The sequence below is a fragment of the Streptomyces sp. NRRL S-350 genome (assembly GCF_000719705.1).
Lineage (GTDB): Bacteria > Actinomycetota > Actinomycetes > Streptomycetales > Streptomycetaceae > Kitasatospora.
Genome location: NZ_JOHO01000047.1, coordinates 23,195 through 47,408, shown reverse-complemented (window position 1 = coordinate 47,408; position 24,214 = coordinate 23,195). Strand labels below are relative to the sequence as shown.

At 74.3% G+C, this 24,214-nt stretch carries 21 protein-coding genes; 14 read left to right on the top strand and 7 right to left on the bottom strand.

Going from position 1 to position 24,214, the window contains the following annotated elements:
• Positions 1-30 precede the first annotated feature (30 nt).
• The 3 genes from IF30_RS0130285 to IF30_RS50385 all read left to right on the top strand — a co-directional run bounded on the left by IF30_RS0130285 (position 31) and on the right by IF30_RS50385 (position 4,838).
• Positions 31-2,013, top strand: a complete 1,983-nt coding sequence (locus IF30_RS0130285; protein ID WP_234322897.1) for a threonine/serine ThrE exporter family protein — start codon at positions 31-33, stop codon at positions 2,011-2,013.
• A gap of 87 nt (positions 2,014-2,100) precedes the next feature.
• Positions 2,101-3,180, top strand: a complete 1,080-nt coding sequence (locus IF30_RS50390; RefSeq protein WP_199807954.1) for a hypothetical protein — start codon at positions 2,101-2,103, stop codon at positions 3,178-3,180.
• Between the two features lie 362 nt (positions 3,181-3,542).
• Positions 3,543-4,838, top strand: coding sequence for a C40 family peptidase (locus IF30_RS50385; protein ID WP_037901650.1), 1,296 nt, complete (start codon positions 3,543-3,545; stop codon positions 4,836-4,838).
• 150 nt (positions 4,839-4,988) lie between these two features.
• On the opposite strand, the gene IF30_RS0130270 is transcribed toward IF30_RS50385, so the two are convergent.
• Positions 4,989-5,555: a dihydrofolate reductase family protein gene (locus IF30_RS0130270; protein WP_030244386.1), complete on the bottom strand. Its 567-nt coding sequence runs from the start codon at positions 5,553-5,555 to the stop codon at positions 4,989-4,991.
• A 481-nt stretch (positions 5,556-6,036) separates the two neighbouring features.
• Between IF30_RS0130270 and IF30_RS0130265 the strand changes: the two genes are divergently transcribed.
• The gene (locus tag IF30_RS0130265; RefSeq protein WP_051711540.1) at positions 6,037-7,317 is read left to right on the top strand and encodes a GNAT family N-acetyltransferase; all 1,281 of its coding nucleotides are present in this window, start codon (positions 6,037-6,039) and stop codon (positions 7,315-7,317) included.
• 40 nt (positions 7,318-7,357) lie between these two features.
• On the opposite strand, the gene IF30_RS0130260 is transcribed toward IF30_RS0130265, so the two are convergent.
• Positions 7,358-8,158, bottom strand: coding sequence for a TetR/AcrR family transcriptional regulator (locus IF30_RS0130260; protein ID WP_324605667.1), 801 nt, complete (start codon positions 8,156-8,158; stop codon positions 7,358-7,360).
• A gap of 183 nt (positions 8,159-8,341) precedes the next feature.
• Between IF30_RS0130260 and IF30_RS0130255 the strand changes: the two genes are divergently transcribed.
• Positions 8,342-8,893, top strand: a complete 552-nt coding sequence (locus IF30_RS0130255; RefSeq protein WP_030244380.1) for a GNAT family N-acetyltransferase — start codon at positions 8,342-8,344, stop codon at positions 8,891-8,893.
• A 119-nt stretch (positions 8,894-9,012) separates the two neighbouring features.
• On the opposite strand, the gene IF30_RS0130250 is transcribed toward IF30_RS0130255, so the two are convergent.
• Together IF30_RS0130250 and IF30_RS0130245 are read right to left on the bottom strand one after the other, a co-directional pair.
• Complete coding sequence (locus IF30_RS0130250) at positions 9,013-9,492, bottom strand: macro domain-containing protein (RefSeq protein ID WP_030244379.1); 480 nt, start codon at positions 9,490-9,492, stop codon at positions 9,013-9,015.
• A 9-nt stretch (positions 9,493-9,501) separates the two neighbouring features.
• Positions 9,502-10,788 (bottom strand): MFS transporter, encoded by a 1,287-nt coding sequence (locus IF30_RS0130245; RefSeq protein WP_063752845.1) that lies wholly within the window; start codon positions 10,786-10,788, stop codon positions 9,502-9,504.
• Positions 10,789-10,902: 114 nt separating this feature from the next.
• Here IF30_RS0130245 and IF30_RS0130240 point away from each other — a divergent pair, with 114 nt between their 5' ends.
• Positions 10,903-11,883, top strand: a complete 981-nt coding sequence (locus tag IF30_RS0130240; RefSeq protein ID WP_030244401.1) for a LysR family transcriptional regulator — start codon at positions 10,903-10,905, stop codon at positions 11,881-11,883.
• 199 nt (positions 11,884-12,082) lie between these two features.
• Here the strand turns inward: IF30_RS0130240 and IF30_RS0130235 are convergent, their stop codons facing one another.
• Positions 12,083-12,694, bottom strand: coding sequence for a YceI family protein (locus tag IF30_RS0130235; protein WP_030244374.1), 612 nt, complete (start codon positions 12,692-12,694; stop codon positions 12,083-12,085).
• Positions 12,695-12,899: 205 nt separating this feature from the next.
• Here IF30_RS0130235 and IF30_RS0130230 point away from each other — a divergent pair, with 205 nt between their 5' ends.
• The 7 genes from IF30_RS0130230 (at position 12,900) to IF30_RS0130200 (ending at position 20,416) form a co-directional block, all read left to right on the top strand.
• Complete coding sequence (locus tag IF30_RS0130230; RefSeq protein WP_030244371.1) at positions 12,900-16,310, top strand: DEAD/DEAH box helicase; 3,411 nt, start codon at positions 12,900-12,902, stop codon at positions 16,308-16,310.
• A gap of 81 nt (positions 16,311-16,391) precedes the next feature.
• Positions 16,392-16,628 (top strand): hypothetical protein, encoded by a 237-nt coding sequence (locus IF30_RS0130225; protein WP_030244369.1) that lies wholly within the window; start codon positions 16,392-16,394, stop codon positions 16,626-16,628.
• 33 nt (positions 16,629-16,661) lie between these two features.
• Complete coding sequence (locus tag IF30_RS0130220) at positions 16,662-17,645, top strand: RNA polymerase sigma-70 factor (protein ID WP_267884576.1); 984 nt, start codon at positions 16,662-16,664, stop codon at positions 17,643-17,645.
• 33 nt (positions 17,646-17,678) lie between these two features.
• Positions 17,679-18,776, top strand: a complete 1,098-nt coding sequence (locus tag IF30_RS0130215; RefSeq protein WP_030244365.1) for a MerR family transcriptional regulator — start codon at positions 17,679-17,681, stop codon at positions 18,774-18,776.
• A 220-nt stretch (positions 18,777-18,996) separates the two neighbouring features.
• Positions 18,997-19,404, top strand: coding sequence for a helix-turn-helix domain-containing protein (locus tag IF30_RS0130210; RefSeq protein ID WP_030244362.1), 408 nt, complete (start codon positions 18,997-18,999; stop codon positions 19,402-19,404).
• A gap of 2 nt (positions 19,405-19,406) precedes the next feature.
• Positions 19,407-19,952 (top strand): hypothetical protein, encoded by a 546-nt coding sequence (locus tag IF30_RS0130205; protein ID WP_030244359.1) that lies wholly within the window; start codon positions 19,407-19,409, stop codon positions 19,950-19,952.
• Between the two features lie 122 nt (positions 19,953-20,074).
• Positions 20,075-20,416, top strand: a complete 342-nt coding sequence (locus IF30_RS0130200; RefSeq protein ID WP_030244356.1) for a DUF2516 family protein — start codon at positions 20,075-20,077, stop codon at positions 20,414-20,416.
• A gap of 198 nt (positions 20,417-20,614) precedes the next feature.
• Here the strand turns inward: IF30_RS0130200 and IF30_RS0130195 are convergent, their stop codons facing one another.
• Positions 20,615-22,141: a PP2C family protein-serine/threonine phosphatase gene (locus tag IF30_RS0130195; protein WP_030244354.1), complete on the bottom strand. Its 1,527-nt coding sequence runs from the start codon at positions 22,139-22,141 to the stop codon at positions 20,615-20,617.
• 239 nt (positions 22,142-22,380) lie between these two features.
• On the opposite strand from IF30_RS0130195, the gene IF30_RS0130190 reads away from it, so the two are divergent.
• A complete protein-coding gene (locus tag IF30_RS0130190) occupies positions 22,381-22,941 on the top strand; it encodes an O-acetyl-ADP-ribose deacetylase (RefSeq protein ID WP_030244352.1) in 561 nt (186 codons plus the stop codon).
• A 280-nt stretch (positions 22,942-23,221) separates the two neighbouring features.
• Here IF30_RS0130190 and IF30_RS0130185 read toward each other — a convergent pair whose 3' ends face one another.
• Positions 23,222-24,055, bottom strand: coding sequence for a methylase (locus tag IF30_RS0130185; RefSeq protein WP_051711537.1), 834 nt, complete (start codon positions 24,053-24,055; stop codon positions 23,222-23,224).
• Positions 24,056-24,214 lie beyond the last annotated feature (159 nt).

Genomic DNA, 24,214 nt, shown 5'->3' with positions numbered 1-24,214 from the left:
GGCGGCCACCAGGGGTGGCAAGGAGCGGAAGTGCCTAAGCGGGGCCGACCGGGTGCGGGCAAGCGGGCGAGGGGAGGCCGGGCGGTCCGTCAGGCGCGGCAGGCACCCCCGAAGCCGGTGCACCCCGCCGACGCACCGCCCACCGAGGGCCTGCTCGGCCACCCCGCCCCGCTCGTCGAGCCGACCACGGTCGTCCCGCTCGTCCCGCCCGTCACGGAGACCAAGGGCCTGCTGGCACCCGAGCCCGCGCCCGCGCTTTCGCCTTCGATATCGCCTTCGCGTTCGACTACGTCTGCACCCGAGCCTTCGCCGGAGCCGGAATCCGGACCGGCGACCGGCTCGGTGGCGGACGCCGCGCCCGAGCCGGTGACCGCCCCAGTGGCCGATGCGGTGCCCGACGCGGCGTTCGGGCCGCATCCCGGGCTGACGGTCGGGCGGCGGCCGGAGCAGGACCGCCACCCCGAGGACGAGCGACCCGCCCGCCGCCGCTCGGTCGCCGAGGACACCCTCACCCCCGAGGAGTGGCGGGCGGCCGGCTACACCCCGCCCACCGGCATCCCGGTCTCGGACCTGACCGCCGGAGCCCCCGGCGAGGCGCCCTGGCCGGACCGGATGCGCACCCTGCTGCGCACCCCCATGTCCGAGCGCCCCGCCTTCGAGCGGACCGCCCGCGAACTGCACCCCTCCGCAGGCGCCGCCCGCAACGTCCCCCGCATCCTCGACCTGACCCTGCGCATCGGTGAGCTGCTGCTGGCCAGCGGCGAGGCCGCCGAAGACGTCGAGGCGGCGATGCTCGGCATCGCGCACGCCTACCGGCTGGACCACTGCGAGCCGCAGGTCACCTTCACCCTGATCGGCATCTCGCACCAGCCGTCGCTGGTCGAACCGCCGGTCACCGCCGACCGCGTCGTGCGCCGCCGCACCTCCGACTACACCCGGCTGAACGCGGTGTACGAGCTGGTCGCCGACATCACCGCGGAGAAGGTGTCGGTCAACGACGCCTACCGCCGGCTCGCCCTGATCCGCCGCAACCGGCACCCGTACCCGGCCTGGATGCTCGCCCTGACCACCGGTCTGCTGGCCGGCGCGGCGACCTTCCTGGTCGGCGGGCGGGTCGACGACAAGGCCTGGCTGGTCTTCGCCAGCGCCTTCGTCGCGGCCGTCCTCGGCGACCGGCTGGCCTCCGCGCTGGCCAAGCGACGGCTGCCGGAGTTCTACCAGTTCGTCGCCGCCGCGATGCCGGCCGCGGCCTCCGGGATCATCCTGTCCTTCAACGACTGGGGCCTGCGCGGCTCGGTCGTGATCACCGGCGGACTGTTCGCCCTGCTGCCGGGGCGCGCCCTGGTCGCCGCCGTCCAGGACGGCCTGACCGGCTTCTACATCACCGCCGCGGCCCGCCTGCTGGAAGTGATCTACCTGGTCGCCGGCATCGTGATCGGCGTGATGGTGATCCTCTACCTGGGCGTCGGCTTCGAGGCGAAGCTGCGGCCGGACGAGAGCCTGGCCGGGGTCAGTTCCCCGCCGGTCCAGATGGTCGCCGCGATGGTGCTGACCCTGGCCTTCGCGACGCTGCTGCAGACCGACCGCCGCACGCTCGGATTGGTCACGGTGAACAGTGTGATCGGCTGGGCGAGCTACGGCGCGCTGGTCCACAACGCGGGCGTCAACCCGATCGCGGCCACCGGTGTGGCGGCCGGGCTGGTCGGCCTCTTCGGCCAGCTGATGGCGCGCTCCCGCAACGACTCGGCGCTGCCGTACGTGACCGCCGCGATCGGCCCGCTGATGCCGGGCTCGGCGCTCTACCTCGGGATGCTCGCCTTCGCCCAGGGGCACTCCAGCACCGGTCTGGTGTCGGTCTTCCGGGCGGCGGCGATCGCGATGGCGCTGGCGATCGGGGTGAACCTCGGCGGGGAGATCGCCCGGCTGTTCCTGAAGCTGCCGGTCGGTGCCGAGCTCCCGTCGCTCTACCCGGCGGTGCCGCGCCGGGCGGCCAAGCGCACCCGAGGGTTCTGACCGCGCGTTTGACCCGTGTCGGAGTCCCCTCGGACCCCGGCCATGTCACGGCAGCAGCACGCAGGACCAGGAACGAAGGTAAGACGCATGACCACATTGCTGGACAGCTACCGCGAGCACATCGTCAACGCGCACAAGCAACCGCTGTTCCTGCTGCTGGTCGGCTTCATCACCTCCTTCGTCTTCATCCGCTTCAGCGTCCGGATGATCCGCGCCCAGGTGCGGTGGTGGCCCGGCAACGTGACCCCTGGCGGCCTGCACATCCACCACATGGTCTTCGGCCTGGGCTTCCTGCTGTTGGGCGGCATCGGCGTGTTCGCCACCTACGGCGGGCAGCCGTGGATGGACTGGTTCGGGCTGGCCTTCGGCATCGGCTGCGGCCTGGTGCTGGACGAGTTCGCGCTGATCCTGCACCTGGACGACGTCTACTGGGGCGAGCAGGGCCGCAAGTCGGTGGACGCCGTGATCTTCGGGATCCTGTTCACCGCCCTGCTGCTGATCGGGTACGTCCCGCTCGGCGCGTCGCCCGGCGAGGACACCCGGTGGGGCCTGATCACGGTGATCTCCGTGAACACGCTGGCCTCGGTGATCACCCTGCTCAAGGGCAAGGTGTGGACCGGCCTGCTCGGGATCATGGTCCCCGGCCTGTCCTGGATCGGCGCGGTCCGGCTGGCCCGGCCGAGCAGCCCGTGGGCCCGCTGGCGGTACACCACCCGCCCCAGGCGCCGGGCGCGTGCGCTGCGGCGCGAGCGCCTGCTGCACCGGCGCGCGGACCGGGCCCGAACCTGGCTCTTCGACCTGATCGCCGGCGCGCCCGACAAGGTGCCCGCCAACCACCCCGCCGCCCACCGGGTGGCCGAGCGGATGGCCGCCCGGGCCAGCGCCCACCTCGACGCCCACGCCGCCCGGGCGCTGGCCCGCCGCCGGGCCCGGCTGGCCGACCGGCGCTCGGCCGCCGCGGCCGGGGCGACGCTGCAGTCCCCGGCCGGGGAGGGGCCGTACGCGGCCTCGACGGTCGGCCCGGTCCGTTCGCACCGGGCGCAGCAGCGCCGCCGTACGGTCCGGGCCGGGCGCAGCCGGACCTATGGCGTCGGCCCGACCGGCCTGGAGCGCCGGCCCGAGCGGCACCCCCGGCTGCGGACGCACACCCGCCGGATCCACCGGTAGGCCGTCCGCCGGCAGGTCATCCGTCTCGTCCGTCCACGTCGCCAGTCCACGTCGCCAGTCCACCTCGTCCGTCCGTATCGCCCGTCCGCCCCGCTCGTTCGCCTCGTTCGTCCACCGTGCGAGCGAGTCTTCCTGTGCGTCCGGCCGAAGGCCGGCCTCCTTCGGATCATCTGATGGTCACTCGACAGGCGGAGCGCTTTGCCGGGTGTGCGGGCTGTCGGAATTGAGACCATGGGCCTCATGTGACCGTTCTGTCACGTGATGGGACGTTTCGTCGGATCACCAACCGCCCGGTAGCCGCCCGCCGCGCACCGCGCGTCCTCCGCCGCCGTCCCCTCCGGACCCGTGAGAAGGGATGTCTCGTGGCGCGCAGGCTCCTGCCGACCCTCCTGTTGTCCCTCACCGCCCTCCTGGGGCTGCTCCCCGCCGCCCACGCAGCCCAGGCGGACCCTGAGCCGGCGCCCGGCCAGGCCCGGGGCGAGGCGCCGTACCCGACGGGCGAGGAGATCGACCGCGCCCGCGCCGAGGCCGAGGGCAAGGCCTCGTCCGTCGCCGCGCTGGAGGCCGCGCTCACCGCCGCCAGGGCCGAACTGGACCGGGCCGGGCGCGGCGCCGAACGCGCCGTCGAGGCCTACAACGGTGCCCAGCTCGCCCTCGCCCGGGCCCGAACGGCGGAGGGCGCCGCCGCGCAGCGCGCCGCCACCGCCGAGGCCGACCGGTCGGCGGCCGCCGATGACGCCGCCAGGCTCGCAGCCGAGACGTACCGCCAGGGCGCCGGCGCCGAACTGTCCGCACTCAACGCCCTGCTCGGCGCCCGCGGCCCGCGCGAGGCGGGCGACCGCGCCGCCGCGGTCGGCCAGGTCAGCGGGCGCACCCGGCAGATCCTCGACGCCGCCACCTCCACGGCCGCCGCCGCCCGGAACGCCTCCGCCGCCGCCCGCGCCGCCACCGAGGCCGCCGAGAAGGCCGCCGCCGAGGTCGCCGCGGCCAGGGCGACGGCGGAGCGGCGGCTGGCCGCCCAGCAGGGCGAGGTGGCCGCCGTCGGCCGGCACCGCGAGCAACTGCTCACCGAACTGGCCGCCGCCCGGAACACCACCGTCGAGCTGGAACGCCGACGCCGCGAAGCGCTGGAGGCAGCCGCCGCCCGGGAGGCCGAGGCCGCCGCCCGCGCCGCCGCCGAGAAGGCCGCACAGGAGGCCGAGGCCGCCGAAGCGGCGGCCGCCGCCAAGGCCTCCGCCGCGCCGCCGCCCGCCGGACCGACCGCCGGACCGCCCGCAGAGCGCCCGTGGTCCGCCGAAGGCGCGGCCGCTGCGGTCGCCTTCGCCAAGTCGAAGATCGGGCTGCCGTACATCTGGGGCGGCGAGGGCCCGGGCGGCTACGACTGCTCGGGGCTGACCATGATGGCCTGGCGCCAGGGCGGCCGAGAGCTCAACCACTTCGCCGCCGACCAGTACGCCCAGAGCGCCCCGATCGGCTACCGCCAACTGCGCCCGGGCGACCTCGTCTTCTGGACGGACACCGGCCGCGCCGCGGACATCCACCACGTCGGGCTGTACATCGGCGACGACCAGATGATCGAGGCCCCGCGCGCGGGCATGCCGATCAAGCAGGCCAGCCTCTGGATCATGGGTACCCCGGACTTCTACGCCCGGCCCTGAGACCGGCCGGTTCCTGTGGGGCTCGGATTCCGCGGCACGATCCCAGCCCTGGCGGCGCGTCACCGCGACGGGCGGCCTCCGCCGGCCGCGACGTCCTGGTGGAAGGCCGGGACGGGAGTACGTCGCCGGCCGACGGGTGGGTGCTGCTGCTCAGCGCCTCGTCTCGTACCTGCTCAGGACCACGCCGCCGGGAAACGTCCGCGTCTCCACCAGGTTCAGGTTCACCCAGCTGTCCAGGGCGGTGAAGAACGGCGTGCCGCCGCCCACCAGGACCGGATGGGCGGCGATCGCGTACTCGTCGATCAGTCCGGCGCGCATGGCCGCCCCGGCGAGCGTTGCGCCGCCGATGTTCATCGGGCCGCCGTCCTCGGCCTTGAGCCGGGTGATCTCGGCGATCGCGTCGCCGGTGACCAGGCGGGTGTTCCAGTCGACCGTGCCGATCGTCGAGGAGAACACCACTTTCGGCGTGTCCCGCCAGTTCCGGGCGAACTCGACCTCCGCCGGGGTGGCGTCTGGCTGCTGGTCACCGGTCGGCCAGTAGGAACTCATCGTCTCCCACAGCTTGCGCCCGTACAGCGACAGGGCACTCTGCTGCTCGAGCTCGAGCCACCACCGGAACAGTTCGTCGCTCGGCGGCCCGCTCCAGCTGATGTCGTCGCCGACCGCGGCGACGTAGCCGTCCAGGGTGAGGTTCATGCCGTAGATCAGTTTCCGCATGGCCCGGCCTTCCGTCCGTGGGTGTCCGGCGTACGGACCGGCGCGGCGCGGGACGCTCGGCCGCGCGCGGTCCGGGCTCGCCGGTAGTCCTCGTACCCGGGCTCAGCGTGGGGCACGCGGCCGACCCGGGCAAGCCGCCTGATCGCGGCGGGGTGTCCGACGGGAGCCCGACGGCGGGCCGAGCGGAGCCCGAGCGGAGCCCGCACCGGCCTGCCGTCGCCGCCGCCGGGACCGTTTCTGGAGGTTGACGAGGCCCGGTGCACGCGGACACCCAGGAGCCACCGACGGCCCGGCCGACGGGATCTGCCGGCCGCTCGGCTTCCGGGCGCTCGGCGAGCGGCACCGGGCCTTCGCGGACCGGGCCTTCGCGGACCGGGTCCTGCGCTCCGACCACCGGGTGGTGGCGCCGGGAGAGCATCGAGAGGTCGGGCAGCGGTTAATCGGGTGCCGCCGCCGGAGTGGCCGCCGTACGGTGGGCCCCATGGGCAACAGCATCGACCACACGGCCGTCGACACCGCGGGCGGACTCCGGGTACGGGCGGTTTCCGAGGACGAGGTGCCGGCCTGGGACCGCGCCCTGACCCTCGGCTTCCTCCGCCCGCACGTGGACAGCGCGGCGGAGGTGCGCCGCCGCCAGTGGGAGCCCGGCCGGATGCTGGCCGGCTTCGACGGCGACCGCCAGATCGCCACCTTCCGCAGCTACGACGCCGAGTTGACCGTCCCCGGCGGCGCCGTCATCACGGCCGACGCCATCAGCCACGTCACGGTCAGTGCCACCCACCGCCGCCGGGGCCTGCTCAGCACGATGATGCGCCGGGACCTCGCGGCCGCCGCCGACCGCGGTACGGCGGTGGCCATCCTGATCGCCGCCGAGTACGGCATCTACGGCCGGTTCGGCTTCGGGCCCGCCACCCGGGCCGCCGGCTGGCGGGTGGACCTGCGCCGCGCCAGGGGCCTCCGCGAGGGCCTGCCGGGCGTTCCCGGCGGCAGGATCGACTTCGCCACGATGGCGGAGGTGCGCGAACTCGGGCCCGGCCTGCACGACCGCTGGCGGCGCACCCAGCCGGGCGCGATCGACCGCGACGAGCTGTGGTGGCAGCGCGCCACCGGCGAGGTCCGGGTGCCGGGCTTCGACTTCAAGGAGCCGTTCGCGGCCGTCCACCGGGACGCCGACGGCGCGGTCACCGGTCTGGTGCTCTACCGGATCGACGACAAGTGGGACGGCGACTATCCCGACTGCACGCTCACCGTCACGGAGTTCACCGCCCTCGACCTGCCCACCACGGTCGAGCTCTGGCGCTTCCTGCTCTCCGTCGACTGGGTGGCCAGGATCGCGGTGGGCAACGCCTCCCCGGACGACCCGCTGCCGCTGCTGCTCCAGGACCGGCGCGCGGCCACCCCGCACGAGGACGGCTCCGACTTCACCTGGCTGCGCGTGCTGGACGTCGAAGCCGCGTTCGGCGCCCGGACGTACGGCGGCCCCGGCCGGGTGGTGTTGGAGGTCGACGACAAGCTCGGCTTCGCGTCCGGCCGTTGGGCGCTCGACGTCGCCGCCGACGGCACCGGCCGCTGCACCCGGACCGTGGACGACGCCGACCTCGCCCTCGGCGCCTCCGCGTTGGGCTCGCTCTACCTCGGCGCGGAGACCGCCCCGAGGCTGGCGGCGGCCGCTCTGCTCACCGAACTCCGCCCGGGGGCGGCGGCCGCAGCGGACCTGCTGCTGCGCACTCCGCTGCGGCCCTGGAACCCGGACATGTTCTGAGCCGCCCGGCCGTCGCATTCCGCTCCGGCTCCCACGGCCCCTACTTGACGGCGGTCTTCCCGATGGTGGGCAGGATGAAGTCCTGAATGAGGCCCTTGGCGTCCCGGACGATCGGCCGGAAAACCCGGTAGCGCGACAGGTTGATCACCCGGGCGGCCATGGGGGTGGACCGGCGGACGAATTCCCGCGTCCGTTCGGTGTCCGGTGTGCGGTCGAAGACCCAGTAGAGCACCACGACCATGAGATGCAGCCAGAGGACGTCGGGAAGCAGTTCCACCAGTTCCGCGTCCAGCTTGGGGGCCAGTTCCGAGCCGGCGAGCACGTCGCGGAACAGCTCGACCGCCGTGGCGCGGGCCGGATGGGACTCGTCGGAGAACGGGCTCAGCGAGCTGGTCGGGTCGGCCGCCGTCCGGAAGAACTGCGCGGCGAACTCGTGGTACGGGGCCGCCGTGTCGAGCCAGGAAGTCAGCGCGATTTCCAGGCGCTCGGCGAAGTCCCGGGTATTGGCCATGCGGTTCCTGGCATCCGCCGCATGGTCGTACGTCATTCGGTCGTAGAATCCTTGGATGAGGAATTCTTTCGCCGAAAAATAGTAGTAGGCATTGCCGACCGAGACGCCGGCTTCCGCGGCGATGGCGCGCATGGTGGTCTTCTCGTAGCCCCGTTCCTGGAACAGCCGCATCGCGGTCTCCAGGATCAGGGCCCGGGTCGCCTCGCTCTTGTCGGTCTTCGGCTGCGCCCGGGCGCCGGGCATGGGCCCGCTCTCCGCGCCGGGCGCGGCCGAAGCCTCGGCCGTACCGTTCTCGCCGTCCGTTCGGTTCGTCGCTGCCAGGTCGTCCACGGGGACGAGCCTAGCTGGAGGCGAAGTTCCAGCCGGTGTCGGTGTTGGTGGCACCGGATGCCCCCTCCGCACCCGGTGCCACCGACGCCGCCCCCCGCGATTCGAACACGTTCAAAAGGTTGGCAGGACTGTAGACGCTTCGGTTGAACATGTTCAACTCCATCTCTGTGGGAGGCTGGTCACATGATCAGTTCAGGGAAGGCTGTCATTCGGCGCGGCGACACCCGGGACGCCGAGTCCATCGCCGAGCTGCATGCCCTCAGCTGGCGCACCACCTATCGGGGGATCGTCCCGGAGGCGGCGCTCGGCGACGGGATGGTCGCCCAGCGGCGCGAGCTGTGGGAGCTGCGCCTGGATGTCGACTACGGCGAGCCGGAGAACACGCCCGAGCTGCTAATCGCCGAACGGGCCGGGGAGACCGTCGGGTTCATCTACCTCGTCCCGCAGCCGGACGGCCGGATACTGGTCGACAATCTGCACGTGCGCCCCGGCCTGACCAGTGGCGGCATCGGCCGAGAGCTGCTGGCCGCGGCCCGGGCCCATGTCGCCGAGCGGCACCCCGGGGCCGAACTGTTCCTGGAGGTGCTGCGCGACAACACGCGGGCGATCGCGTTCTACGAGCGCGAGGGCGCGGTACGGGTCCGGGCGCAGGAGGGCGTCTTCCCGGGCGGGTTCGTGCTGCCCGAGTACGTGTACGCCTGGCCGGGTCGGCCAGGGGCTCGGACCGAGGTCTAGGTCAAGGCCCGGACCGAGGTCGAGGCCGGGGTGGTGCGCCGGCCCGGGCTACGGGTCGGCGAGGTCGCGGACAGGTCGTGGTCAGGTCGTGGTCAGGTCTTGGGCAGGTATTGGGCAGGTCAGTCGACGTCGTAGACGGTCACCGGGACACCCCGCGCCGTCAGTCGGGCGGTGACCAGCGGTTCGACCTTCTCCCAGCGGCCGCCCGCCAGGCCGCAGCCGATCCGCGGCATGTGGACTGACGCGCCGAGTTCGAGCGCGCGGCCCCCCAGGGCGGCCATCCCGGTGTCGATGGCTTCGTACCGCACCGGAGCGCCGGTGGAGCGCCCGGTCCGGATGCCGCGCTGGCCGACCAGGTTGGCCACCCAGACGTACGGCTCGACCTGCACGAGTTGGAGGGCGCCGAGGCCGAAGTCGTTCTCCGCCCGTGCCCGGTGCCAGCGTCGGAACGCGGCCTCGGGCTCGGGCCAGCGTCTGGAGAGCGCGAGCACGAAGCCCTTGCCCCAGCCGCCGAGATCGTTGCAGACGTGCGCGATCACCTTCACGCCCTTGCCCTGGGGCGTGGTGGCATCGCCTCGGACGTAGGTGATTTCCGCCATGACTCGAAGTTAGACGGAGGCACTGACAACCCGCTCGGAATTTTCGGCCGCACCGCCCGGCGAGGACGGGCGCGCCAGCAGGTGCCGGCGCCCGGCGAGCGCGATCAGCAGTGCGAGCGTGGCAGCCGAGGCCGGCAGGGCGTACCCGGTGCCGGGCGCGGCGTGTTCGGCCACCGTCCCGGCGAGCGCCGCGCCGGCCGAGATGCCGACCACGATGCCGGACACCGCCATCGCCATGCCCTCGTTGAACTGCCGCTGCGGCAGGAGGTCCTGGATCAGCGTCATCCCGGTCACCATGGTCGGCGCGGTGGCGGTGCCGGCCGCGAACAGCACCACCCCGAGCACCCCGAGTCCGGCGCCGCCCAGGCCGGCGGCCAGCGGCAGCAGCAGCACCGCGGCCATCGCGGACGCCCCGAGCAGGAAGCGCGCCCCCGGTGCCCGGCGCGGCGTCAGCAGCCCGAACAGCAGCCCGGCCAGGCAGGATCCGGCCGCGACCAGGCCCAGCAGTGCTCCGGCCACCGCCTTGTGGCCGAGGGCGTCGGCGTACGCCACGGTGGTGATCTCGGTGGCGCCGAAGACCATGCCGGTCGCGAGGAAGGTCAGCACCAGCACCCGCAGCCCGGGCGCCCGCAGCGGGGAGCCGTGCTGCTGTCCGGTGGTGGTCTGCTCCTGCTCCGGGGCGGCAGGCAGCGGCGGTTCGGTGCGCCGCTGGGCGGCGAAGAGCAGGGTGCCGGCGGTGCCGAGCGTGCCGGCGGTGACCAGTCCGGCTTCCGGGGCGAGCGTGGTGCAGAGCAGCATCGCGAGCACCGGTCCGGCCATGAAGCAGAGTTCGTCCAGCGCCTGCTCGAAGGAGTTGGCCAGGTGCCGGGCGGCCGGGTCGGCGCGATACAGGTGGGCCCAGCGCGAGCGGGCCATGCCGCCGAGGTTGGGGGCGGCGGCGCAGGCGGCAGAGCAGAGGTAGAGCGTCCAGTCCGGCGCACCCAGCCGGACGCAGAGCAGCAGCCCGGCGAGCGGGACGGCGTTGTACAGGGCGGCCGGGACCGACACCCGCGCCTGACCGTACCGGTCCACCAGCCGGCCGATCAGCGGCATCCCGATCGCGCCGGTGACGAGGCCGGCCGCCGAGACCGACCCGGCCAGCCCGTACGAGCCGCGCCGCTCGGAGAGCAGCACCACCAGGGAGACGCCCGTCATCGACAGAGCGAGCCGGCCGAGCAGCCCGGTCAGGGTGAAGGCGGCGGCGCCGGGGGCTGCGAACAGCCGCCGGTAGGAGGCGAGGAAGGCGCGCGAGGGCATGGAGCTCCTGGGCGGGAACGAAGGGGGGATGTCCCACAGCCTCGCCGCCGCGGTGGCCGGGCGTCCAACACCTGTTCCGCCGCACTGACAACACGCTGTTGTTAATCTGCGCCCATGCCCCGTGACCTGCACCCCCGCCTGCTCCGCGGCTTCGTCGCGACCGCCGAGACCCTGCACTTCGGCCGGGCCGCCGAGCGACTGCACATCGCCCAACAGGCGCTCAGCCGCGACGTCCGGACCCTGGAAGGGCTGCTCGGCGACGCGCTGTTCACCCGCACCACCCGGAGCGTCGACCTCACCCCGGCCGGGCAGCGGCTGCTGCCCCGGGCGCGCCGACTCCTCGCCCTCCACGACGAGATCCTCGCCGGGGCCGCCGCCCGGCCGCTGCTCCTCGACCTCAACAGCGACGTCACCGGCCCGGACCTCACCGCCGGCCGGGTGCTCGAACGGGCCCGCGCCGCCTGGCCCGAGGGCGAACTGCTGGCCCGCTTCCACGGCGGCCTCGCCGCGGCCGCCGCCGAACTGCTGACCCACCGGCTGGACGCCTCCTTCGGCCGCTTCGCCGGCCTGCCGGCCCCGCTGCGCGGCCAACTCGTCCAGCTGCCCGTCCGGTTGGAACGGATCTCGGTGATGATGGCGGACACCCACCCGCTGGCCGGGCGTTCCGGGCTGCGCCTGGCCGACCTGGTGGGACACCCCGTCGACATCTGCGCGGGAAATCCGGCCACCACCGAGTGGGCCGACCTCGGCATCCGGTTGCTGCGCGAGCACGGTCTGACGGCAGCGGACCCGCACGTCCCGCCGGTGGGTGTGGACGAGACTGCCCGCTACCTCACCCGGCACGGCGATCCGATGCTGACCACGGTCGGTGGGCCGCGGATCCCGGGCACCGTGAACGTGCCGCTGGTGGATCCGGTGCCGCTGAGCCTGGTCAGCCTGGTGCACCGGCCCGGCGAGCGGCACCCGGGGCTGCGCGCCCTGGCCGACGCGGCGGCCGGGCTGGGCGCGGCCGAGGGCTGGCTGCGCCGTCCGCCGGGCAGTTGGCTGCCCTCGGCGGACGCGGCGCTGCTGCCGGTCGGTGGGACGGTTGACTGACGGCTGACCGGCCGTTGGTCGACCGCGGCTCGGCGGTCGATTGACGGTTGTCCGGCGGGACGCGCGAAACGGCAGGGGCCGGAGGGGGTGCCCCGAGACGCGCGAAGCGGTGCCCGCGAACGGGGCCGCCCCTGCCCAGGGGGGATGGGCAGGGGCGGTGCTCATGGGGGCGGGTCGGGCCGCCCGGTGTGGTGTCCGGTCAGACGGCCTTGACGGCGGAGATGTCGAAGCTGAGCTTGACCTTCTCGCCGATCAGCACGCCGCCGGTCTCCAGGGCGGCGTTGTAGGTCAGGCCGAAGTCCGTGCGGTCGACGACGGCCTTGCCCTCGAAGCCGACGCGCTGGGCACCGTAGGCGTCGGTGGCGCTGCCGGTGTACTCCAGGTCGAGGACGACCGGGCGGGTGGTGCCCTTGATGGTGAGCTCGCCCGCCATCCGGTAGGCGTCGTCGCCGAGCGGCTCGGTGGAGGTGCTGCGGAAGCGGATCTCCGGGTGGGCCTCGGCGGCGAAGAAGTCGCCGGTGCGCAGGTGCTCGTCGCGCTGGGCCTGGTTGGTGTCGACGCTCGCGACCTTGATGACCAGCTCGGCCGAGGAGTTGCCGGGGACGCTGCCGTCGAGGTGCAGCTTGCCGTCGTACTCGGTGAAGCGGCCCTTCACGTTGGTGACCATGGCGTGGCGCACCGAGAAGGCGACCTCGCTGTGCGTGTTGTCGATCGTCCAGTCGCCGGTCAGGTGGGCGAGGTCCGGGCCTGCCTGGGTCTGGACGGCGGTGGTGGTGGGGGTGGTCGTCTTGGTGCGGTTGAACAGGCCCATGGCTCCTCCTCGGGTCGGAAGCCAGTTGTTTAGGCTTCAACTTGTTAACTTCAGCGTAGGGGATTTTCGTTCAACTTTCAACCATGGCCTTCGGGGATCCCCGAACGGCTCAGCCGACCGGTCCTGTCAGCCCTCCCGGCTAGGCTGCGAAGTGCCGCTTCCACCTGCGAAGCACCACTTCCAACCGTCGTCCGGAAGGCCCTCGATGTTCGTCCTGCACGCACTCTGGCGGGCGGACGGACGGCTGGCGCTCTGGGCCGAGGACGCCCGCGCCCACCCCGGCGCCGCCGGGCCGCCGCCCGACCGGCCCGCCCCGCGCGGCCACCCCTACGCCTGCCCGGCCGGCGAACTCGCCACCGTGCTCGGCGGCATCGGCCCCGGCCTCGGCTGGCTCGCCGGACAGGCCCCCGAGCGCTGGGCCACCCTTCTGCTGCCCACGGTCGGCGCCGTCCCCGCGCCCTCGCCCGACCTGCCGGTCACACCACCGCGCGGCGGCGCCCTCCTCGCCCCCTGGCGGGTCCCGGCCCTGCTCTTCGAGGCCGGGGCCGCCGCCCAACTGCTCGGCGAGGTCTTCGACCCGCACTGGGCCGTCACCAGCGCCGACCTGCCCGGCGCCGGGCACGTCGAGGTCGTCCACGGCCCCTCGCTGCGCTGGCTCACCGGGGTGCACGACGTGGCCTGGCGGACGGTCGGCCGGGGCCGGGTGCTGCCGCTGCCGATCCTGACCGACGGCCGCCCCCGGGCCCGCTGGCGACCCGACCCGACCTCCGCCGGCCGCCGCGAGGCCGCCGCGCTGGCGGCCGGCTGCCCGCCCGTCCTGCTCGGGGAATGGCCGCACGGCGCCGGCACCGGGGAGGAGCTGCTGGACGCCGTGCTGGAGGCGCTGGTGGATGCTGAAGCCCGCGCCGCCCTGGCCGACACGCCCTTCCCCTTCCCGGGCCGCGCCCAACCCGGGGCGACGGCAGCCGAGCAGTGGCTGCGCGCCCTCGCCGTCCCCGCCGCCGGCGGCGGCGGCGTCGGTCTCGATGGCGGCTCCGATCGCGGCCCCCACAGCGGCCCCGACGGCGGCTCCGACAGTGGCCTCGACGGCGTCCCGCCCGAGGACTTCGCCGAACTGCGCCGCCGGGTCACCGCCTGGTACGCCGCCGCCGAGCCCGCCCACCCCGCGCTGCGGCTCTGCTTCCGCCTGGTCGAGCCACTCGGCCCCGACCCCGACGACCCCGAGGGCCGCCCGTCCGACGACGCCTGGCAGCTGGAATTCCTGCTACAGGCCGTGGACGAGCCGTCCCTCCTGATCCGCGCCGTCGACCTGCACGATGGCGGCGCCGGATACGCCGCCCTCGCCCGCAAGGCCGCCGCCCGGGACACCGCCACGGCCTCCGGCCCCGCCGACCCGGCCGACCCGATCGGCCCGGCCGCCCCAGCCGACCCGATCGACGTCCTGGTCGCCGAACTCGCCCGGGCCGCCCACCGCTGGCCCGCCCTGGACGGGCTGCGCCACCGCTCCCGCCCCTCCGCCCTTCCGCTCGACCGGGCCGGTGCGCTGGAGTTCCTGCGCACCGCCGCGCCCGCCCTCGCCGAGGACGGCTTCGGCGTGCTGCTGCCCGCCTGGTGGCGGCGTCGCCCCCGGCTCGGACTCGCCCTGCGCGCCACCACCCCGCCCGCGCCCGGCTCGCTCGCGATCACCTCCCAGGTGGACCGGGACACCGTGGTCGCCTTCCGCTGGCAGGCCGCGCTCGGCCCGGACGACGCCCCCCTGACCGAGCAGGAACTGGCCGAGCTGGCCGCCGCCAAGCAAGGACTGGTCCGGGTGCGGGGCACCTGGCTGGAGGCCGACCCGGCACAGATCGCAGCCGCGCTCGCCTTCCTCGCCGCCCGACGCGACGACGTGCCCGCCGCCGACCTGCTGCGGCTCGCCCTCGACCCCCAGGCCACGGTCGCCGGGCTGCCCGTCACCTCCGTCCGGGCGGACGGCCCGCTGGGCGACCTGCTCGCCGGTCGCGCCGACGCCCGGCCCGCCCCGGTGCTGCCGCCGGACTTCCGCGCGGTCCTGCGCCCGTACCAGGAGCGCGGGCTGGCCTGGCTGCGGACGATGTCCGACCTCGGCCTCGGCGCCGTCCTGGCCGATGACATGGGCCTCGGCAAGACCGTGCAGACCCTCGCCCTGCTGGCCGCCGAGCAGGCGGAACTGGCCGAGCAAGCCGAGCCAGCCGAACGAGCGGAGCGGGCCGAGCAGGCCGAACGAGCCGAACGAGCCGAACGAGCCGAGCAACCCGCACAGGCCGAGCCTGAGCAGAGGGCGGCGAAGCCACGGGACGCCGCCGGCCCCACCCTGCTGGTCTGCCCGATGTCCCTGGTCGGCAACTGGCAGCGCGAGGCCGAGCGCTTCGCCCCCGCCCTGCGGCGGTACGTCCACCACGGCTCCGGCCGCCTCGGTGAGGCACAACTCGCCGAGGCCGTAAGGGGAATGGACCTCGTCATCACCACCTACGGGCTGGTCCAGCGCGACCTCCCCGCCCTGCGGAGGATCCGCTGGCGCCGGGTGGTCGCGGACGAGGCCCAGCACATCAAGAACACCGGCACCGCGCAGTCCAGGGCGATCCGCGCCCTGCCCGTCACCCGCCACCGGATCGCACTGACCGGCACCCCGGTGGAGAACCGGCTCTCCGAGCTGCACGCCGTCCTGGACTTCGCCAACCCGGGGCTGCTCGGTCCGGCCGCGCGCTTCAAGGAGCGGTACGCGATCCCGGTCGAGCTGCACCGCAGCCCCGAGCGCACCGCCGAACTCCGGCGCCGTACCGCCCCGTTCGTGCTGCGTCGGCTCAAGTCCGATCCGGCGGTGGCGGCCGAGCTGCCGGCCAAGCAGGAGATGACCGTCTGGTGCAACCTCACCGCCGAACAGGCAGGCCTCTACCAGGCGGTGGTCGCCGACCTGTTGCGGCGGGTCGAGGGGATCAAGGGCGTGGAGCGGCGCGGCACGGTGCTGGCCGCGATCGGCAAGCTCAAACAGGTCTGCAACCATCCGGCCCAACTGCTGCATGACGGATCGGCGTTGGGTGAGCGTTCGGGCAAGGTCGCCCGGCTGGCCGAACTGCTGGAGGAGGCGCTGGCCGAGGGCGACCGGACGCTGGTCTTCACCCAGTACGCCGAGTTCGGCTCGATGCTCCGCCCGTACCTGGAACACCGGCTCGGCGAGGAGGTGCTCTACCTGCACGGCGGCGTGCCCCGGGCGCGCCGTGAGGAGCTGGTCGATCGCTTCCAATCCCCGGGCGGGCCGAGGGTGTTCCTGCTGTCGTTGCGGGCCGGCGGGACCGGTCTCAACCTGACCGCCGCCAACCAGGTGATCCACCTCGACCGCTGGTGGAACCCGGCGGTCGAGGAACAGGCCACCGACCGCGCCTTCCGGATCGGCCAGCGCCGGGACGTCCAGGTCCGCCGGCTGGTCTGCGTCGGCACCGTCGAGGAGCGGATCGACGAAGTCCTCGCCGCCAAACGCTCGTTGGCCGAGACCGTGGTGGGGGAGGGCGAGCGCTGGCTCACCGACCTGCCGCTCGGGGACCTGCGCGAACTGATCGCCCTCACCCGCGAGGACGCCGTCGCCGAAGAGGACGCGTGACAGAGGAGGACGAATGACAGGCGACGACGCATGGCGGGCGACGACGAATGATCGAGGAAGACGTATGACCGAGGAAGACGCATGACCGAGCAGCCGCCCCCGATGGTCCATGTCGCCGCCTACTGGCGCGGCGACTTCACCCTTGGCCCGGCCCCGTCCGAGGGGGAACCGAACGGCTCGTCCGGCCCGAACGGCCCGGACGGCCCGGACGAGCCGGACGAGCCCTCGCTGCGCCGCCTCGGCCGCTCGGGCATCACCGTCCACGGCCGTGACCTCGCCGCCCTGCTCGCTCCCGCGTACGACGCCTTCCGCCGCTGAGGGCCGCGGCTACCGTGCGGTAGCGTCCCGAGGGTGACCGACACCCACGAGACCGGAGCGGCCGAGACCCGGCTGGCCGACTTCGAACAGCACCGGCGGATGGTCTTCGGCATCGCCTACCGGATGCTCGGCAGCGTCGCCGACGCCGAGGACCTGGTCCAGGACACCTGGCTGCGCTGGAGCGGCGTCACCGGTCCGGTCGCCAGCCCCGGCGGCTTCCTGGCCAGGACGGTCACCAACCTCGCCCTGAACCGGCTGGACTCGGCCGCCGTCCGCCGCGAGTCCTACGTCGGCCCTTGGCTGCCCGAACCGCTGGTCGCCGAGCCGGACGCGACCGACGGTGTCGAGCGCGCCGAGACCGTCTCGCTCGCCCTGCTGGTGGTGCTGGAGAGCCTGTCGCCCCTGGAGCGGGCGGTGTTCGTCCTCAAGGAGGCCTTCGGCTTCAGCTACCAGGAGATCGCCGAGGCCCTGGACCGCACCGAGACCGCCTGCCGCCAGGTCGGCAGCCGTGCCCGGGCACACGTCCGCGCCCGCCGCCCCCGCTACGACGCGCCGCCCGAGCTGCGCCGACGGGCCACCGACCGGTTCCTGGCGGCCTGCGTCGGCGGCGACCTCAACCGGATGCTCGAACTCCTCGCGCCGGACGTCACGACCTGGAGCGACGGCGGCGGGGTGATCCGCGCCGCGGTGCGGCCGGTCATCGGCGCCGAGAACGTCGCCCGCTTCACCCTCGGCGTGCTCAGCCGGCTGGGCGACGGCGTTGCCGCCCGCCCCGTCCTCGTCAACGGCGAGCCCGGCCTGCTGGTCACCGTGGACGGTGCGGTCGACTCCGTCTCGGTGTTCGACTTCGTCGAGGGGGCGGACGGCACGCTCCTGATCTCCGCGATCCGCGCCGTCCGCAACCCGCACAAGCTCGCCCACCTCACCCCTCTCGCCACCGATCCCGGGCCCTCAGCCCCCGCCGGCTCCGGCTCCTCGAACCCCGCCGGCTCCGGCGGCGGCACCGAGCGGGCTTGACCCTCGACCAGGTCGAGCCCGCACAGTCACCGCATGGAGAGCGAGCTGCACAGCATCGGCGAGCTGGCCCGCGCCAGCGGCCTCGGCGTCGGCACCCTGCGCTACTACGACGGCGCCGAGGTGCTCATCCCGGCCTGGGTCGACCCGCAGACCGGCTACCGCTGGTACCGGCCCGGCCAGCTCGCCGACGCCCGGCTGCTGGCCCGACTGCGCCGGGTCGGCCTGCCGCTGGCCGGCATCCGCGCCGTGCTCGGCGCAGCCCCCGCGGACGGCGAGGCCCGGCGGGTGCTCGACGCGCACCTGCGGCGGCTGGAGGACGGTCTGGCCGACGCCCGCCGCGAGCTCTCCCTGATCCACGCGATGATCGACCAGAGGGAGCAACCGATGCCCACCAGCCCCGCCGACCTGCGGCTCACCGTCCCGGCCGAGGACCTGGCCGCCGCCCTCGACGCGGTCCGCTTCGCGGTCGGCGGCGATCCGGAGATGCCCGCCCTCGCCGGAGTGCTCTTCGAACCGGACGGCCCGGTGCTGCGCCTGGTCGCCACCGACCGCTACCGGATGGCCTTCGCCGAGGTGCCCGCCTCCGGCGACACGCCCGACCGGCCCGCGGCCGGCACGATCGTGCCCACCGCCCTGGCGGACGCCCTGCGCGCGCTGCTCAACGCGGGTGCGGCGGAGGTCACGCTCACCCTCGGCGGAGGCCTGGTCCGCGCCGAGGCCGGGGAACACCGCATCGAGGGCGCCGCCCTGGACTTCGACTACCCCGACCACCGCGCCCTCACCAGGCTCGAACCGGAGCACCGGATCACCCTCTCCGCCGCCGAACTGCGAGCCGGCGTCGAGACCGGTGCCACCCGCACCCTGCCCTCGGGCCCGGACGGTGCCGACTGCGCGGTCACCGTCCTCACCCTGTCCGACGACGGCAGTCTGACCGTCGCCACCGACCCGGCCCCCGGAGGCTTCCGACTCGCCGTCAACCGGGACTTCCTCCTCGACGCCCTCGCCGCCGGTCAGCCCGGACAGCTCGTCCTCGAACTCGGCGGCCCCATCGCCCCGCTGGCCATCCGCACCCCGGGCCGCGCGGGCACCTTCTCCGTACTGATGCCCGTCCGCCTGCCCGAACCCGCCTGACCGCCCGGCCCCGGCGGGAGCTCGGCGAGGACCGCCGCACCGCCGGCGAGCACCTCCGCCCGGCCCCCGAACCGGACCGCGAGGCCGCCCCTCAGCCCGCCCACCGCCGCCCCCACCGGCCCTCCTCTGGTAACCGGGGAGGGCCCCGAGGTTCACCCGGGCGGTTGCTTCCGCTAGCACCCTGCTTGCAATTGCAAGCAGGGTGCTGCAGGCTGTCCGCATGGCCTCACTCAACGTCGGCTCGCTGGGCGAGTACATCCGGGAGCAGCGTCGCAACGCGCAGTATTCGCTGCGGCAGCTGGCGGAGGCCGCAGGCGTGTCCAACCCGTACCTCAGCCAGATCGAGCGCGGGCTGCGCAAGCCGAGTGCGGAGATCCTGCAGCAGATCGCCAAGGCGCTGCGGATCTCGGCGGAGACGCTGTACGTCCAGGCCGGGATCCTGGAGGAGCGGCGGGGTGAGGGCCTGGAACTGCGGGCCTCGATCCTCGCCGATCCGCTGATCAACGAGCGGCAGAAGCAGGCGCTGCTCGCGGTCTACGACGCCTTCCTCAAGGAGAACGCCGCTCCGGCTTCCGGTGCGACGACCGACGACTCAGCCACCCAGAACACTCACCGGGAGGACCGGTAGCCATGCCCATCACCGACGACATCAAGAAGACCCTCAGCGACCCGACCCCGCTGTACGCCCTGGCCGGCGCCGGGGACCTCGCGTACGAGAAGCTGCGGGAGGTGCCGGGCAAGGTCGAGGCCCTGGCAGCGGACCGCAGGGGCGCGCAGGAGATGGCCGCCGCCAGGTTGCAGGAGGCGCAGTCGCTGCTGGTCGGCGCGCCGGCCAAGGTCAGCGAGGCGGTCACGACCCTGCCGACCGACCTCAAGGCCCTGCAGGAGCGGGCCCAGGGCTTCGCGCTGCAGCAGGTGGCCCGTGCGGTCGAGTTGGCGGTGAAGGCCAAGGAGACGTACGACGAGCTGGCCGAGCGTGGCAAGGTCGCGGTGGACAAGGCCCGCCCCGGCGCGCCGGCCGAGGCAGTCGCGCCGGTGGAGACCGCCCGCCCGGCCGAGGAACCGGTGGAGGCCGAACCGGTCGAGGCCGAGCTCGTGGAGGAGGACGGCGTCGTCGCCGAACCGGCGCCGAAGAAGTCCCGGGCCCGGAAGGCCCCCTCCGCCGACTCGGAGTGAGTGGGCCCCGTCGACGGGGGCACATTCGGTGACCACGGGACGTTGACCCCGGTGCGGACGGCCGTCGTGCCAGGATGGGCGGCGGTCGAAGCGCCGGGGTTCGAGAGACAGAGGAGATCGTGATGGTCGGAGTGCTCCAGATTCTGGCCTTTTCCTACCTGAACCCGATCTGGTGGGCGACGATCGCCATCCTGGCCTACAAGCTGTTCGCCCTGGTCGACGCGGTCACCCGCCGCGAGGACGCCTACCGCGCGGCGGACAAGAAGACCAAGGGGTTCTGGGTCGTGATCCTCGCGATCTCCTTCGGCTGGGACTTCCTGTTCGGGGTCAACTTCTTCACCGGTATCGGGACTCTGGCAGGCCTGGTCGCCTCGATCGTCTACGTGGTGGACGTCCGCCCCGCGATCCGGGCGTTGACCGGCGGCGGTGGCCGGAGCAACACCGGCCCGTACGGGCCCTGGTAGGCGGAGCGGCGGACAACGCGGCGGCCCGGGCGGGTGAACTCCCCGCCCGGGCCGCCGCGTTCTGCGCCCGTATGCCCGTATGCCCGTATGCCCGTATGCCCGTATGCCCGTGGGCTCACATGTCCGCCTGCCCGCCTGCCCGCCTGCCCGCCTGCCCGCCTGTCGGCCTGTCGGACTGCGGACCCCGGCGCTCGCCCGTCAGCCGAGGATCAGCTGCACCGGGTTGCGCTCCAGCAGCAGCACCGCGACGTCGTCGGTCAGCGCGCCGCCGTTCAGCTCCTCGACCTCGGCGATGGCGCTGTCGATCAGTCGCCCCCTGGTGAGCCCGGCGGCCTGGTGGTCGCCGATCAGGTCCGCGAGCCCGTCCTGGCCCAGGCGCCGGGAGCCGGCCCCGACCCGGCCCTCGATCAGCCCGTCGGTGTAGAGCAACAGCCGCCAACCGGGCCTGAGTTCGATCTCGTGGGCGGGCCAGGCGGCCTGTCCGTCGTGGCACGGCAGCAGGCCGAGCGCGGGCCCGGCGAAGTCGGACGGCAGGGAGACCGGCTGGTGGTCGCGGCCGAGCAGCAGCGGCGCCGGGTGTCCGGCGAGGTAGAGCCGGGCCCGTTCGCCGGAGCCGAGCGAGTCGAGGCCACCGGTGCCGCCGGGTTCGATGACGAGCATGCAGAGGGTCGCGAAGATCTCGTCGCTGCGCCGCTCGTGCTCCAGCACGTGCTGGAGGGTGGTGAGCAGTGCTTCGCCGGTGAGGCCCGCGAAGACCAGGGTGCGCCACGCTATCCGGAGTGCGACGCCGAGTGCGGCCTCGTCGGGGCCGTGGCCGCAGACGTCGCCGATCACGACGTGGACGGTGCCGTCGTCGGTGCGCACGGCGTCGTAGAAGTCGCCGCCGAGCAGGGCGCGGCGGCGCCCGGGGCGGTAGCGGCGGGTGAAGGAGAGCCCGGCGCCGTCGAGTAGCGGGGTCGGCAGCAGGTGGCGCTGGAGGCGGGCGTTCTCCTGGCCGCGCAGTTCGGCTTCGACCAGGCGGCGCTGGGACTCGTCGGCGCGCTTGCGTTCGACGGCGTAGCGCAGCGCGCGGGCGAGCAGCGGGCCGTCCGTCTCGTTCTTGATCAGGAAGTCCTGGGCTCCGGCGGCGACGGCGGCCGCGCCGAGTTCGGCTCCGGCGGCGTCGGTGAGCACGACGACGGGGGTGTGCGGGGCCCGGCGGAGCAGTTCGTGCAGGCCTTCCAGGCCGTCGGAGGCGCCGGCGGGGTCGGCGGCGTCGGACGGGCTCGGCAGGTCGGCGGGCGCGGCGAGGTCGAGCAGGACGCACCCGAATTCCGGGCCGCGGGCGCGTCCGCGCCGGCTGGAGTGCGCGGGCGGGGCGAGCAGGCCGGTGGCCTGGTCGAGGCCGCGGGCCCAGTGGATCTCGATCGAGGCGCCGCTGTCGGCCACCGCCGCCTTGATCAGCTGGGCGTCCGACGCGTCGTCCTCGATGACCAGGAGCCGCAGCGGTGTGCCGCCCTCGCCGGGGCCGTCAGGGGCCGGCCTCGGCGGCACCTCGGACACGTGGGAGGGGTGGGCGGCGTGCGCGGCGCGGACGGCCTGCGAGCGGGGGTGGGGTATCGGGGGAGTGGCCGTCGCCTGGCCGGTCGTGGTCGGGCGGTTGCGGGCATGGCCGATGGGGGCGCCGCCATGGGCGCCCGACAGGTCCGCGGCACCAGGTGCCCGCCCGTCTCCCGTTGCGGGCATCGGTGGTTCCTCCCTTTCCCCGACTGCGTAACGGTCGATGTCCGTCCGCAGTGCCCGCCTGGCACCGTGCGTCGGGGAACTTCTCGCGACCATAACGTGATCTCCGGGGATTTCTCTGGCCGACCGGCGCCGTTGTGGTTATTGCCACGCCGGTGGCGGTGTGGTGATCGGACTCGGACGACGGCTCGGATGCCCGTCCCGGCGGCTGCGGTCCGGGGCGGAGAAGGAGGTAGACGGTGGTGGCACGGATCACCCTGGTCGAGGGTGACATCACGGAACAGCAGGTGGACGTGGTGGTGAACGCCGCCAACTCGTCGCTGCTGGGCGGTGGCGGGGTGGACGGTGCGATCCACCGCAAGGGCGGGCCGCAGATCCTGGCGGAGTGCCGTCGGCTGCGCGCCTCGCACTGGGGCAAGGGGCTGCCCACCGGGCGTGCGGTGGCCACGGCGGCCGGACGGCTCCCGGCCCGGTGGGTGGTGCACACCGTCGGGCCGGTCTACCGGGCGGAGGAGTACGAGGGGCGGGCGGAGCTGCTGGCCTCCTGCTATCGCGAGTCGCTGCGCGCCGCCGCGGAACTGGGCGCGCGCACGGTGGCCTTCCCGGCCGTCTCGGCCGGGATCTACGGCTGGCCGCCGGCGGACGCGGCCCGGATCGCGCTGGGCACCGTCGCGCGGGTGCTGGACGGGGGTGACGCGGAGGCGGGTGCGGAGCTGGCGGAGGTGCGGTTCGTGCTGTTCGGATCGGAGATGTACGAGGTGTTCGAGCGGGCCCGAGAGGAACTGCTCGGACGGGACGGCTGACGGCGGGACCACTGAGGGCGGGACGGCTGGCGGCGGGACGACTGGCTGGTGTGGCGGCGCACGGGTGCGTGCCGGGCGGCGTGTGGTGTCGCCGCACGGTCGGATCCATCGTCGCGTGATGGGGCGTCAACGCGCCAGAGATATTCGATAACTCGTTCGAGTGAATGCGACACGTCGCTCACCAGCTCCCGTCCGCTGGCCCCGACCGACAGCTCGGGGCGACCCCGGCCCGCCCTGGCAGCCCCGTCCCGGCCCGGCGACCCCGTCCCGGCCCGGACGGCTACGGCGCGAGCGCCGACCAGGGCAGCGTGACCTCGCCCTGCCGCCACCGCCCCCTCGCGTCCACCAGTGGCCAACTTCCCGCCAGCGCCGTGCAGGCGGCCACCCAGCGCTGCCGCGCGCCGAACGCCCCATACGGCGCGGCCGCCGCCCAGGCCCGGTCGAAGTCGGTCAGGAACGCGTGCACCGGCCGGCCCGGCACGTTGTGGTGGATCAGCGCCTTCGGGAGCCGTTCGGCCAGGTCGGAGGGCTGGCCGAGGCCGCCCAGCCGGGCCGCGAAGGTCACCGTCCGGGGCCCCTCCGGGCCGAGCGCGACCCAGACGTGCCGCCGCCCGATCTCGTCGCAGGTGCCCTCGACCAGCAGCCCGTCCGGGGCGAGCCGCGCGCAGAGCCGTTCCCAGACCCCGGCCACCGCCGACTCGTCGTACTGCCGCAGCACGTTGGCGGCCCGGATCAGTTGGGCCGGCGCACCGCCGTCCAGCGGTACCTCGAAGCCGCCGCGGCGGAAGGTGAGCAGCGGCGGCTCGGCGTACGGCAGGGCGGCCGCGACCCGCTCCGGCTCGATCTCGATCCCGACCACCCGGACGTCCGGCCGCACCGCGCGCAGCCGCCCGGCCAGCTCGACGGCCGTCCACGGGGCGGCGCCGTAGCCGAGGTCCACCGCGACGGGCGGGCGGGCGGCGGCGCGCAGCGCCCCGCCGAGGGCGTGGGCGATCCAGCGGTCCATCCGGCGCAGCCGGTTGGTGTTGGTGGTGCCCCGGGTGACGGTCCCCACAGGGCGTCCGGTCCGCCCGCGGGCGGGCGCGGCGGTCGCGGGGTCGAAGGAGGCAGCCATGCCCAGAAGGGTAGTCGGGGCGTCGGCGGCACTGCGCTGACCAGGGGCGATGCCGGTCCGTCCGGCTCGTGGGACGGGTCGGGAATGCCGGACGCCGCTCGTGTGGTTGGCATCCTGGTGGTGATGTGTGCCCGGACGGGGCAGCGCACACCGGACAAC

Bases quoted from the DNA above. Each gene is read 5' to 3' on its own strand.
- IF30_RS0130200 (WP_030244356.1), top strand. From the start codon at position 20,075: ATGGTCGGAGTGCTCCAGATTCTGGCCTTTTCCTACCTGAACCCGATC.
- IF30_RS0130210 (WP_030244362.1), top strand. From the start codon at position 18,997: ATGGCCTCACTCAACGTCGGCTCGCTGGGCGAGTACATCCGGGAGCAG.
- IF30_RS50390 (WP_199807954.1), top strand. From the start codon at position 2,101: ATGACCACATTGCTGGACAGCTACCGCGAGCACATCGTCAACGCGCAC.
- IF30_RS0130270 (WP_030244386.1), bottom strand. From the start codon at position 5,555: ATGCGGAAACTGATCTACGGCATGAACCTCACCCTGGACGGCTACGTC.
- IF30_RS0130235 (WP_030244374.1), bottom strand. From the start codon at position 12,694: ATGGGCCTGTTCAACCGCACCAAGACGACCACCCCCACCACCACCGCC.
- IF30_RS0130250 (WP_030244379.1), bottom strand. From the start codon at position 9,492: ATGGCGGAAATCACCTACGTCCGAGGCGATGCCACCACGCCCCAGGGC.
- IF30_RS0130265 (WP_051711540.1), top strand. From the start codon at position 6,037: ATGGGCAACAGCATCGACCACACGGCCGTCGACACCGCGGGCGGACTC.
- IF30_RS0130215 (WP_030244365.1), top strand. From the start codon at position 17,679: ATGGAGAGCGAGCTGCACAGCATCGGCGAGCTGGCCCGCGCCAGCGGC.
- IF30_RS0130255 (WP_030244380.1), top strand. From the start codon at position 8,342: ATGATCAGTTCAGGGAAGGCTGTCATTCGGCGCGGCGACACCCGGGAC.
- IF30_RS0130205 (WP_030244359.1), top strand. From the start codon at position 19,407: ATGCCCATCACCGACGACATCAAGAAGACCCTCAGCGACCCGACCCCG.
- IF30_RS0130185 (WP_051711537.1), bottom strand. From the start codon at position 24,055: ATGGCTGCCTCCTTCGACCCCGCGACCGCCGCGCCCGCCCGCGGGCGG.
- IF30_RS0130245 (WP_063752845.1), bottom strand. From the start codon at position 10,788: ATGCCCTCGCGCGCCTTCCTCGCCTCCTACCGGCGGCTGTTCGCAGCC.
- IF30_RS0130230 (WP_030244371.1), top strand. From the start codon at position 12,900: ATGTTCGTCCTGCACGCACTCTGGCGGGCGGACGGACGGCTGGCGCTC.
- IF30_RS0130225 (WP_030244369.1), top strand. From the start codon at position 16,392: ATGACCGAGCAGCCGCCCCCGATGGTCCATGTCGCCGCCTACTGGCGC.
- IF30_RS0130240 (WP_030244401.1), top strand. From the start codon at position 10,903: ATGCCCCGTGACCTGCACCCCCGCCTGCTCCGCGGCTTCGTCGCGACC.
- IF30_RS0130195 (WP_030244354.1), bottom strand. From the start codon at position 22,141: ATGCCCGCAACGGGAGACGGGCGGGCACCTGGTGCCGCGGACCTGTCG.